Origin of the sequence: Thiorhodovibrio winogradskyi, assembly GCF_036208045.1 — a bacterium.
GTDB lineage: Bacteria > Pseudomonadota > Gammaproteobacteria > Chromatiales > Chromatiaceae > Thiorhodovibrio > Thiorhodovibrio winogradskyi.
This window is the reverse complement of the sequence record NZ_CP121472.1, coordinates 1,766,806-1,778,136: the sequence shown is the minus strand read 5'-3', so window position 1 is coordinate 1,778,136 and position 11,331 is coordinate 1,766,806. Positions and strand designations below refer to the sequence as shown.

Genomic DNA, 11,331 nt, shown 5'->3' with positions numbered 1-11,331 from the left:
ATATCAACTCGCAAAGGCACTCTAGTGGGCTGTTTTATCATCCAGCCAGCAAGGACGCCTAAGGCACCATCGCCAGCCGTGATTGATTCTCCGCCAATGCGTTCGAACGCTGCCGCAGGGTCAGTTCAAGCTTGCCCACCAGGGCTGCCTTGCCGCCAGATCCATCCGCCGTCTGGTTTGCAGCCGCGGGGGCGGCTTGCTTGACTTGCTCAATGGCATGCAACTGCCTTCGTACTTGCTCCTGCTCACTCGCCGCCTCGCGCTGCAGGCTGGTTGCAACGGACTCCAGCCTGCGGCGATCAAGCGGCTGCAAACCCGCGGCCGCGACCTGTGCTGGCGTTGACTGTGGTGGGACAGATGTCTTGGCAGCCGTTTGGACCCTTGCCGCGGCCGACCCACTCGCGCTACCGGCAGCTTGGGCGCGCGCAAGCTGCGCGCGCAAGGAGGACGCCACCTGATTGCGCAGGGCAATCTCGCGCTGAAAAGCCGCCTGCTTCGCCTTGAGTTCGGACTCAAAAATCAAGCGGTCCTCGGTCACACCGGTGGCACGCCGATACCAATCCAGAGCCGCCGCCTGATCCCTGGGCACACCCAGCCCGCGTTCATAGAGCGAGCCGAGATTGGTCTGCGCCGGCCGATGGCCGCTCGTCGCCGCCTGTCGGTACCAATGCGCGGCTTGCGCATAATCCGGCGCGGATAGCCCCAAGCCCTTCTCGTGGATTTCCCCGACATAAGTCTGGGCCACGGCATCACCAGCCCGCGCCTTGGGCAGCAGACTTTGCAGCGCGGTGCCATAATCGGAGCGATCAAACAACACAAACTCGCCCCCTCGAATACCGCAATCGGACTGAGTGGTCTTGACCCGTCGCCGGGGTGCCAAATAGGTCATGCGACTGCCAAGCTGGCGAACCTGCCCCGGCAACAGACAATCCACCAGCACCAAATCGTCGATTTTTGCAAAAGAATTCGCGCCCGCGGACGCGAGCGCGGCATCCTGATTGGGCGTGGACTGACAACCAAACAGCCAGAGCGCAACTGCCGCGGCCGTAGCACACTTCTTACCTGACAGAATCTTGTCATGCATCGGATTCAGCTCCAATCGAACGCCCGTCAGCAGGCTGGTAAACACCGACACCAAGCTCGCAAGCATGGGCATTTCAGTATAGGCCAGACTGCATCGAAGCGCACAACACAATACCTGCGAGCAGCGCACCAAAGCGCGCGCCGACACCACACATTTGCATCCCGCGCATCCCTCCTTGCCGCCTTGCTGGCAGCCCTCCTGACAGGATGCACAGGCAGCTTTGAAAAGAGCGATATCCTGGCCAACCATCGAGATCTCACAGCCGGCGCCATCATTGCCAAGGGCTACCAGCTCAGAACCTATCGTCATGGCCAGGCGACCCCCGGCCAGTCGCTCCATGTTTACCTGGAGGGCGACGGACGCCCCTGGCTCAGCAGAACCCGCATCAGTCCAGACCCAAGCCCCAAGCGCCAGTTGGCGCTGGAGCTCATGGCGCTCGATCCCCTGCCCAGCCTCTACCTGGGTCGTCCGTGCTACTTTGGCCAAGCCCAGGCCCCCGGCTGCTCCCCGCACCTTTGGACCTTCGCGCGCTATTCAGAAACCGTCGTCGCCACCATGGCCGCGGCCCTGCGCCAAATCATGACCGAGGAGCACATTGAGCAACTCACCCTGATCGGCTACAGCGGTGGCGGCGTCATTGCCTGGCTCCTCGCCGAGCGTCTGCCAGAGGTTACTCGCCTCATCACCATCGCCGCCAACCTCAATGTTGAGGCATGGACGCGACACCATGGTTACAGCCCACTCACAGATTCGCTAGACCCTTCCACACGAGCCCCCCTGAGGGCGACGGTCGCGCATTGGCACCTCATAGGCACAAAAGACACTCAGGTTCCCGCCTATCTGTCCGACAACCAAATCGGCCCCGAACTCCAAAACGCGCGCATTTCGCGCCTCAACATCGATCACAACTGCTGTTGGACTAACCGCTGGCCTGACATTTTGCAGTGCATTCAACGCGCCCCATCGCAGCAGCGAATGGCTACAAGGCACCCATCCGATGCACGGCAAATCCGTTCTAACCAACAGGCGCGACACGGGCAGCGCGGGGCATTGAGTTTGCCGTCATGCCCAGATAATCGAAGACACGGCGGACTTTGCGCGCGAGCTTCTCGATGGTGGCTGCCACGGAATCCTTGGATTTCGTTTTGATCAGACCGGCGGCAAACCGGCGCAGTCGGGTGATGTTTTCTGGTCCATGGCCGGTGCGGATGGTGCAGCGATCCTCATCCCAGTTCCAGTCGAGGATCCAGTGATGGGCTTCAATGCCCCAATGCCCACGGTTGAAGGCGAGCAGGCGCTTAGGGCTTGCACTCTCAGGGGTATGATCCGTGACGCCGAAGACTGTCTCGACGGAGGTCTTGTCGGTTTTTTTCTCAGTGGTGGTGCGCTCAATGGCGAAGACCTGCCCGACATGGGGGAAATCGAGATAGTTGTTCAGCGCCGTGGAGGTCCAAATCGCGCGGCTTTCGATACGCCCATGCGCAAGGTCCGATGACTCGCGAAAATCCGGCTCGCCCCGCGCCTGGAAAAGCAGGCGGATGTCGGCAACCAGCGTGGGCTGATTCTCTTTGGCGATAAAGACGTAATGCGCGCCCCGTTCGATGAGATACTCAGCGAGCGAGCGCTGGGTGAGCAGGGCGTCGGCGGTGAGGGTCTTGTCAGTGAGGTCGAGGGAGTCGAGCACCGGGATGGCCATCCCGATCTCGTTGGTTTGCTTCAGTTCATCACTGCCATTGACAGGCAAAGCACCGACTTTTTTTGGGTGTGACAGACCTTGGAGTCATGTCCAACGACACCGAGGATGTGGGTCTGGCGTCCCTCGGCGTCGATGGCATTGCACATCGTCTTGCCATCAATGGCCAGGCCCTCGTCCTCGGCGCCCATCTGCGCATTCCAGCCCTGCAGCGCCCCATCAAGGGCGTCGGGATCGACCCGGGTGAGGACATCGCGGATGCGCGTGCGGCTGGGCACCTCATAGCGACCGTTGCGATAACGGCAACCAAAGCGCGCCCGGGCCGCCTGGCTGGGATCCTTCGCCCAAGCGGCGATGGCCTTATAACCACGCGCCCCGCACAGCACCGCCGCGGCGGAGATCGCAAGAACCACCGGCAAGGGATGACGCCGGCCTTGGCCGCGACGCGGATCAGGGACATCGGCAAAGAACGCAGGAAGCGAACGCATCTGTTGTGCGGAGATCATGAGTTTTGGGGCTCCATAGCGATACTGGGAATCGAGTCTTGGGTCGGACAAGCGTGCTTGGACCTGCCCGATCAAGGGGCGGACAAACACCCGCTTGGCGCCATCGGGCTGCTGGCTGTAGCCGGCGCGCGTGCGTCGGTACCCGCGCGTCTGCCCGACCTCCAGCCAGTTGGCCGCGCGATAGCAGGTGCCGGTAAAGCGGCGCGGATCGACGAAGGTCTCCAGCAACCACAGCGGATAACCGAAGCGGGTCTGCCAATCAGTGCTGACCTGGCGCTCGCACAGCGACAGCACCTTGGAGGCGAGATTGGGCACATGCCACTGGGGCAGAATGAGAAAGCGGGCGTTGTTGGCGATCAGATGCAGGCGGTCGAACTGGTAGCGGCGATCCCAGCCGATCCACTGATCGCGAGCCGCGCACTTCCAGGCCGCGGCGCTCAGCACCAGCAACGCCAACCACTGATCCCGCCAGATGGCGACATACCAGAGGGTGTGACCGATTTTTGCCGCCGCGCCCAGGTAGTGATACGCCTCGAGCAATGCTTTGAAGCGCGCCTCTTCATCTGGGGCGACCGCACGCAGGGTGATGTCGTGCAAGTTCAGGGGGCTGCCTCGTCAATCAACATAGGCAGGCAGTTTGAACGAGTCGGACGGAAATGTCCAGAATCGAGGGTAAATACTTCTACGGCTTGTCAATTAGGGCTAGCACGGTTTCGCCCTGCCATCCGATGCAGATTGACTCCACACGAAAAACGCATAAACTAATCTATTGTATGATTTTGATCTGATTGATCATTAGAATCACATGGGTTTTCATGATGCGAAGAGCATCCTGATTTCTTGCCGATTCAAAAACACAGAACGACATGAAAAAAGACTTGTTTTGATTGGAATATTCGGGCCAACTCGGTTTCATATTTCTGGATTGCCAGCACTAGGCGCATAAAACCGAATACCCAAATCCACACCCCAACAAATACACACGGTCGAGGGCTATCTTAGTGAAAAAATCAACAGGAATCATCATACCAGGCATTCTGGGAATTGGACTTGGGTGCGTCGGCATAAACGTGCATTCTGAAACAACAGACATACCCAATCTGCCCGACACAAACACACCAACAAGGCCAACCGAGAGCCCCATCACGGCGACAGCGACAACCGAGAGCCCCAGCACGGCGACAGCGATAACCGAGAGTCCCAGCACGCCGACAGCGACAACCGAGATTCCCAGCACGCCGACAGCGACAACCGAGATTCCCAGCACGCCGACAGCGACAACCGAGATTCCCAGCACGCCGACAGCACCAACCGAGAGCCCCAGCACGGCGACAGCGATAACCGAGAGTCCTAGCACGCCGACAGCGATAACCGAATACCCTGAAAGACCGGCAGCGCCAACCGAGAACCCTGCCACTCCAACACCCTCTCCGAAGCCCGGGCCATCGCCTGCGTCAGCGTTCGAGCAAACCAGCATATCGACTAGTAACACTAACTCGGTGGGCCTGTCGCGAGCAGTTCTCAGGGCTTGCGCTGGCGGCGCCAATTCCGGGACAGCGTTTCAGAATGATTGCGACACCCTTGTAGGCGGTTCCGTCACGGACCCAACTGGCGCGGCAGGCGGCGTTGCCGCACTGACAGCAGACCAAGTCATCGCGCAAAACAGCGCGGCCGCTCAACAGATTCAGAGTGCGACAGGCATGGTGGCATCCCGCATGATGCGGCTGCGCCTCGCCTCGCACACCGACACAAGCGCCCTTGACCCATCACTAGTCGCGGGACTTCTTTACGGACAAACAGGAGGTGCCGCGAGCGCCGACGCTCTGAATGGCAAAACTGGCGGTTTCATCACTGCCGAGTATGTCAATGGCTCTCAAGATCTGGACAGCTACACTTACGGCTACGACATGCATGGGTGGACGCTGACCGCTGGAGGAGACTACCGTTTTGGCGACAATTTCATCGCTGGTGCCATGATCAATTACCTTCAGAGCACCACCGACTATGACCGAAGCAAAGGCGACATGACCATGGACGGTTGGGGGCTTGGGGTTTACGGAACCTATTATCTCGACAATGGCCTTTTCTTTGAGGGGACCGCTGGCTACAACTGGAATGACTTCGATTTGAGTCGCCGCATCAGCTACAGCATCAATAATCCAGGCAGCATCACCAACGTCAATCAAACAGCAAAGTCAAATCCAGAAGGAAAAGTGTTCTATGCCACACTTGGAACTGGCTACACCATCAACCGGCAATCCTTTACCTTCACCCCGCAGTTTAGTCTTGACTACAGCCACAATCGTATCGGCTCCTACCGCGAACAGATGTCAAATCCCAATGCCGCTGGTGGCTCCTGGGCACTGGCCTATGATTCACAATCTTTCACCTCTCTAACATCCAGGCTTGGCTTGATGGCGGCCAAGGCTATCAGCACAGGATCTGGCGTTTTTGTCCCGCAACTCAGCATTCACTGGGTTCATGAATTTGAAAACAATCAGGAAGGCATTGGGGCACGCTTCATCAACGATCTGAGTGCGACGCCGGTGACGATCTGGACCACCAAGCCCGATCACAATTACTTTGATCTCGGCGTCGGTATTTCCGGGCAGTTTGCCAACGGCCGATCCGCCTTCATCAGTTACAACACCATTCTTGGATACGATGACGTGAGTCAATACGCCATCAGCGCCGGGGTACGCATGGAGTTTTAGCCTCAGGGGCCGTGAGTCGACAGCGACGCGCGGCCCCTTTTCGCCTATACAGCGCATTGAATCGGGCAAATCTAGCCACTAGCTGATTTCATTGCGCGTAACCATCGGCTTAACAAACCTATTGACTTAATGTCGCCCCGCTCGACCAGAATAATACCGCAGCGTGCGGCCTTTTCTTGCCTAAGTCAATGTAAATTTAAACTTTTTCCCTATCCACTATTAGAAGCTCAAAAATCCTCCCCGAGGTCTCGGGATGCCGACTCACTACAGTGAGGTGTACCGCATCTGCATGGCGACCTTGAATGAATCCCGCAAAATCCGCCGAGAAGCACCCGCCAACCTGTCCACCGATCGATCCCCTCGATCCCAAGTACCGCCCTCCCCTTTTACGTCACGCCCAAGCCACTGACTGGTTTGGCGATCAGACAATTCTTCAAGCCCCAACTGTACCGAGCACACTCTGACTGCCGCTTCCAAAAAAAATACACACACAAAAAGAACCTATGGTATGCTCACCGCAGATGTTGCAGTTTCGTTACAGAAACAGAATATCTAACACACTTTGAGTAAAAAAGAGGCGGTATTTATGAAGTCACATTATTTTCGGCGCGCAGCTTTCAGGCCGCTTGCCAGCGCCTGCCTTGGCACGCTTCTCTGCGGTCTACCGCTGGCTTCCCAGGCTCAGCCTACTTTCCAGCTAACACCAACCAGTCTGACTTGGGGAACTCCGACGGGGCCAATTAATTCGTCTTATCCAATTGGCGGTATCGGCACCAATGTTATGACTAGACAGCTCCCAAACGAGAGCCCCTACATAGGCACACTTAATCTCTCGCAGGATGTGGGGGGGGCTCTAATCCCCCCCCGACACCCCTGTCGCGATTGGAGGCTTTGTCATGCAGGGCGCTCTCGGTGATGATGTAACCGGCATACCCATCGTATTCCAGGTTGATCTAACAAGACCAACCGTTAGCACGGAAAACTTTGTTGTCAATATTACGAGAGAATTCCCGAGTGGTGGTAGTTCTATCGCCTATTTCGGCGAGGAAGGGCAAGAGCTTTTTGTCGTCTATGTTGACGGGCAAGCCTATCGTGCCGAGTGGCTTGGCATCTCCCCGGACAATGGGCAGACTTTCAGTTCAGCGTCTACTTCCAACGCGCCAACTCTGAGCGAAGACTTCTGGGTCGTCTTCCGTCTCATCACCGGCGAGGTCAATCAAAACATCAGCAATCTGGCCGCGACTCCCAGCACCGCAGCCGTCGCCGCGGTCATCCAAACCGCCTGTCCCGACAGCAATGCCGACCAACCCGGCAACCAGTTCACCAGCGACTGCAACACCCTGGTGGGCGGGGCGCTTGCGCCCGCCGGGTCTGAGTTAAACAATCAGGCCAAGGCGGCGCTGGAATCCATTACCCCTGAGCAATTCTCAACGCCGTTGTTGTTGGCCCGCGTCAATATGGGCACGCAACTCAACAATGTTACCTCCCGACTCTCCGCCCTGCGCGGCGGCTCTAGCGGCATGGCACTGCAGGGACTGCCCACGGGTGTCAACCTGGGCAATGACGCCTTTGGCAACGCGCTCGCCAGTCTCGCGTCAGGGCTCGCTCAGGCCTCGGGCGGCGCCGCGAGCGCGGATGCGAGTTCGGGCAATCTCCTCACCCTTGGCGATGGTCGCCTTGGGGTGTTTCTCAACGGCAGCCTCTCTAACGGCGACAAGGATCAAACAGCCAACGAGGATGGATACGACTTCGACGGCTGGGGTCTGAGCGCCGGCGTTGATTATCGCTTCACTGACAGTGCCATTCTCGGTCTCGCGCTTGGCTATAACAAAGGCAGCGCCAACATCGACAATCACGGCGGACAGGTCGACTCTCACGGCTATAGCATCAGTCTCTACGGCACCTATTACCCCGATGAACACTTTTACACCGATGCCGTCCTCACCTACGGGCGCAGCCGCTATGACCACTCGCGCAATATCGGCTACACCATCGGCACGGTGAATGTCAGTCAAGTGGCATCGGCGGATTACGACAGCAATGAGTGGTCCGCGACACTGAATGCTGGTTACAATATTCCCTTCGGCGCCTGGACTGTGACGCCGGTTGCGCAACTGCAATATCTGACCACCGATGTCGACGGCTATACCGAGCAAATGTCGGCCCCTAGTGCCCCTGGCGGTGGTTGGGCCACGCGGATTGGCTCGACCAATCAGGAATCCATGACCTCCACGCTTGGCTTTAACGTCTCGCATGCCATCAGCACGGGCATCGGCGTCATTCTGCCCCAACTTCATCTCGACTGGGTGCACGAGTACAAAGACGATGCTGTCAACATCAACGGATCCTTTGCCGCAACACCCAATTCCGGCGTGTTCGACCTGGCTGCTGATGATCCAGACTCCGACTACTTCAACGCACGTCTGAGCGTCGCCGCTCAGCTGGCTAAAGGCAACTCGCTGTTTCTCTATTACAACAAGGTCGCCGGCTACAAAAACCTGGATTTAGATACCTTTGGTGCTGGTGTGCGCATGGCGTTCTAGGTCAGCCGTCCGGGCGATCTCCTTACACTAAGGTCAAGGTCGCCCGAGACACTCGGGTAACCAAGCTTGTCTGCGATTCTCGGCATCCCTTCTGCTTGAAGAATCCATCCATCCGCCCTAATTCCGGAATAACCCTAAGTGTTACCGGAGAACCCCGATGCGAATGGATAAGCTGACCAGCAAGTTCCAGATGGCGCTGGCCGACGCGCAGAGTCTTGCCGTCGGCCGCGACCATCAGTTTATTGAACCCATCCACTTGATGATCGCCCTGCTCGACCAGGATGGTGGCAGCGTGCGGCATCTGCTCGCCCAGGCGGATGTGAATGTCAACCGCCTGCGCTCGGGCCTGGGCGAGGCACTGGAGCGTTTGCCCCAGGTCTCGGGCGCTGGCGGGGATGTGAGCATCTCCAACGGCCTCGGCCGGATGCTCAACATCACCGACAAACTCGCCCAAGCACGCAATGATCAGTACATCAGCTCCGAGCTGTTCGTGCTCGCCGCGCTTGAAGACAAAGGCGAGCTTGGCAACGCCCTGCGCGAGGCTGGGGCCACTAAAAGTGCCATCGAGCGCGCCATCGACAACATGCGCGGCGGGCAGAAGGTGGAGGATCCCAACGCCGAGGAGCAGCGCCAGGCGCTGGAGAAATACAGCATTGATCTGACCGAGCGCGCCGAGCAGGGCAAGCTGGATCCCGTCATCGGGCGAGATGACGAAATCCGCCGCACCATTCAAGTGCTCGCGCGGCGCACCAAGAACAACCCGGTGCTGATCGGCGAGCCAGGCGTAGGCAAGACCGCCATTGTCGAGGGCCTCGCCCAGCGCATCGTCAATGGCGAGGTGCCCGAGGGCCTGAAAACCAAGCGATTGCTGTCGCTCGACATGGCCGCCCTCATCGCCGGGGCAAAGTTTCGCGGTGAGTTCGAGGAACGCCTGAAAGCCGTGCTTAATGATGTCGCGCGCCAGGAAGGCAACATCATCCTGTTCATCGACGAGCTGCACACCATGGTTGGCGCCGGCAAGGCCGAGGGCGCCATGGACGCTGGCAATATGCTCAAGCCCGCGCTGGCGCGTGGTGAGCTGCACTGCATCGGCGCGACCACTCTGGATGAATACCGTAAATATGTCGAAAAGGACGCCGCGCTTGAGCGTCGCTTTCAAAAAGTGCTGGTGCAAGAGCCAAGCGTGGAGGACACCATCGCCATCCTGCGTGGACTGAAAGAACGCTACGAGGTGCATCACGCGGTGGAGATCACCGACCCGGCCATCATCGCCGCCGCCATGCTCTCCCACCGCTACATCACCGATCGGCAACTGCCGGACAAGGCGATTGACCTGATCGACGAAGCCGCCTCGCAGATCCGCATGGAGATCGACTCCATGCCGGAGGAAATGGACAAACTCGACCGGCGGCTGATTCAGCTCAAGATCGAGCGCGAGGCACTCAAAAAAGAATCCGACGAGGCTTCGAAAAAGCGCTTGGATCACTTACAGGAGGAAATCAGTCGTCTGGGGCGCGAGTTCTCGGATTTGAACGACATCTGGCAGTCCGAGAAGGCTGCCGTGCAGGGCACCGCGCACATCAAAGAAGAACTCGACCGCGCCCGGGTTGAGCTGGAAACCGCCCGCCGCGCCGGCGATCTGACCCGCATGTCGGAGCTGCAGTACGGCCGTATCCCGGAGCTGGAAAAGCGCCTGGCCAGCGCCTCCGATGGCGATCAGAGCGGTAACCAACTGCTGCGCAACAAGGTCACCGACGAGGAAATCGCCGAGATCGTGTCCAAATGGACTAACATCCCAGTGTCCAAAATGCTTGAGGGCGAGCGCGACAAGCTACTGCGCATGGAAGAAGCCCTGGCCCAGCGGGTGGTCGGCCAGCAGGAGGCGGTTAGCGCTGTTTCCGATGCCATCCGCCGCTCGCGTGCCGGGCTGTCCGACCCCAACCGGCCGATTGGATCTTTCCTGTTTCTTGGCCCCACGGGGGTGGGCAAGACGGAACTCTGCAAGGCGCTCGCGCAATTCCTGTTCGACACCGAAGAGTCCCTGGTGCGCATTGATATGTCCGAGTTCATGGAGAAGCACTCGGTGGCGCGCCTGATCGGCGCCCCGCCCGGCTATGTCGGCTATGAGGAAGGCGGCTATCTGACCGAGGCGGTGCGCCGGCGGCCCTACAGCCTGATTCTGCTCGATGAAATCGAAAAAGCTCACCCGGACGTCTTCAATGTGCTCTTGCAGGTACTCGACGACGGCCGCCTGACCGACGGCCAAGGCCGCACGGTGGATTTTCGCAATGCAGCCATTGTGATGACATCCAATCTGGGTTCGGACATCATCCAGCAGAAAGCCGGCGAGGCCAACTATGGCGAAATGAAAGACGCGGTGATGGAGATTCTGCGCCACGCATTCCGGCCTGAGTTCATTAACCGACTCGATGAAATCGTGGTCTTTCATCCGCTCGGACAAGAGCAGATCCGCGCCATTGCCCGCATCCAGCTTGAGTATTTGCGCGCGCGCCTGGCCAGCCGCGACCTCGGCATGCAAATCAGCGACGCCGCGCTTGATCATCTCGGTGAAGCTGGCTTCGACCCCGTCTATGGCGCCCGGCCGCTCAAGCGCGCCATTCGCGCCCAAGTCGAGAACCCGCTGGCCCAGCAAATTCTTGCCGGTCAGTTCAAACCTGGCGATCTGATCGACATCCATCTCAAAGAGGGGCAGCTTGGTTTTGATTCGGTCGTCGAAGGGGAGCTAGTAGACTAAACTTGGTGGACGGCGAGAACGCAGCCAAGGAGACAG

At 58.8% G+C, this 11,331-nt stretch carries 7 protein-coding genes and 1 pseudogene; 4 read left to right on the top strand and 4 right to left on the bottom strand.

The genetic code is table 11. The features are described 5' to 3' along the window. Positions 1–58 precede the first annotated feature (58 nt). Entirely contained in the window at positions 59–1,150 is a 1,092-nt protein-coding gene (locus Thiowin_RS07885) for a tetratricopeptide repeat protein (protein ID WP_328987193.1), read from the bottom strand. Here Thiowin_RS07885 and Thiowin_RS25235 point away from each other — a divergent pair. After that, positions 1,079–1,741, top strand: a pseudogene (locus Thiowin_RS25235) (alpha/beta fold hydrolase); the annotation flags it as partial. The gene Thiowin_RS07885 and the pseudogene Thiowin_RS25235 sit on opposite strands and share 72 nt — an antisense overlap. 358 nt (positions 1,742–2,099) lie before the next feature. On the opposite strand, the gene Thiowin_RS07875 reads toward Thiowin_RS25235, so the two are convergent. From Thiowin_RS07875 to Thiowin_RS07865, 3 genes are all read right to left on the bottom strand, one after another. After that, positions 2,100–2,780 (bottom strand): ISAs1 family transposase, encoded by a 681-nt coding sequence (locus Thiowin_RS07875; protein WP_328983484.1) that lies wholly within the window; start codon positions 2,778–2,780, stop codon positions 2,100–2,102. Between the two features lie 20 nt (positions 2,781–2,800). Then, positions 2,801–3,880 (bottom strand): Druantia anti-phage system protein DruA, encoded by a 1,080-nt coding sequence (locus Thiowin_RS07870; RefSeq protein ID WP_328987191.1) that lies wholly within the window; start codon positions 3,878–3,880, stop codon positions 2,801–2,803. 337 nt (positions 3,881–4,217) lie between these two features. Continuing rightward, the gene (locus Thiowin_RS07865; protein ID WP_328987190.1) at positions 4,218–4,700 is read right to left on the bottom strand and encodes a hypothetical protein; all 483 of its coding nucleotides are present in this window, start codon (positions 4,698–4,700) and stop codon (positions 4,218–4,220) included. Positions 4,701–4,983: 283 nt separating this feature from the next. On the opposite strand from Thiowin_RS07865, the gene Thiowin_RS07860 reads away from it, so the two are divergent. The 3 genes from Thiowin_RS07860 to clpB all read left to right on the top strand — a co-directional run bounded on the left by Thiowin_RS07860 (position 4,984) and on the right by clpB (position 11,295). Continuing rightward, positions 4,984–5,997, top strand: coding sequence for an autotransporter outer membrane beta-barrel domain-containing protein (locus tag Thiowin_RS07860; RefSeq protein WP_328987189.1), 1,014 nt, complete (start codon positions 4,984–4,986; stop codon positions 5,995–5,997). A gap of 896 nt (positions 5,998–6,893) precedes the next feature. Next, positions 6,894–8,540 carry an autotransporter outer membrane beta-barrel domain-containing protein gene (locus tag Thiowin_RS07855; protein WP_328987188.1) on the top strand — a complete coding sequence of 549 codons (1,647 nt, stop codon included), beginning with the start codon at positions 6,894–6,896 and terminating at the stop codon, positions 8,538–8,540. 157 nt (positions 8,541–8,697) lie between these two features. Beyond that, positions 8,698–11,295 carry an ATP-dependent chaperone ClpB gene (gene clpB / locus Thiowin_RS07850; protein WP_328987187.1) on the top strand — a complete coding sequence of 866 codons (2,598 nt, stop codon included), beginning with the start codon at positions 8,698–8,700 and terminating at the stop codon, positions 11,293–11,295. Positions 11,296–11,331: the final 36 nt, after the last annotated feature.

Excerpts from the sequence above, each read along its gene's own strand:
- Thiowin_RS07885 (WP_328987193.1), bottom strand. The coding sequence starts at position 1,150 with ATGCTTGCGAGCTTGGTGTCGGTGTTTACCAGCCTGCTGACGGGCGTT.
- Thiowin_RS07875 (WP_328983484.1), bottom strand. The coding sequence starts at position 2,780 with ATGGCCATCCCGGTGCTCGACTCCCTCGACCTCACTGACAAGACCCTC.
- Thiowin_RS07860 (WP_328987189.1), top strand. The coding sequence starts at position 4,984 with ATGGTGGCATCCCGCATGATGCGGCTGCGCCTCGCCTCGCACACCGAC.
- Thiowin_RS07855 (WP_328987188.1), top strand. The coding sequence starts at position 6,894 with ATGCAGGGCGCTCTCGGTGATGATGTAACCGGCATACCCATCGTATTC.
- clpB (WP_328987187.1), top strand. The coding sequence starts at position 8,698 with ATGCGAATGGATAAGCTGACCAGCAAGTTCCAGATGGCGCTGGCCGAC.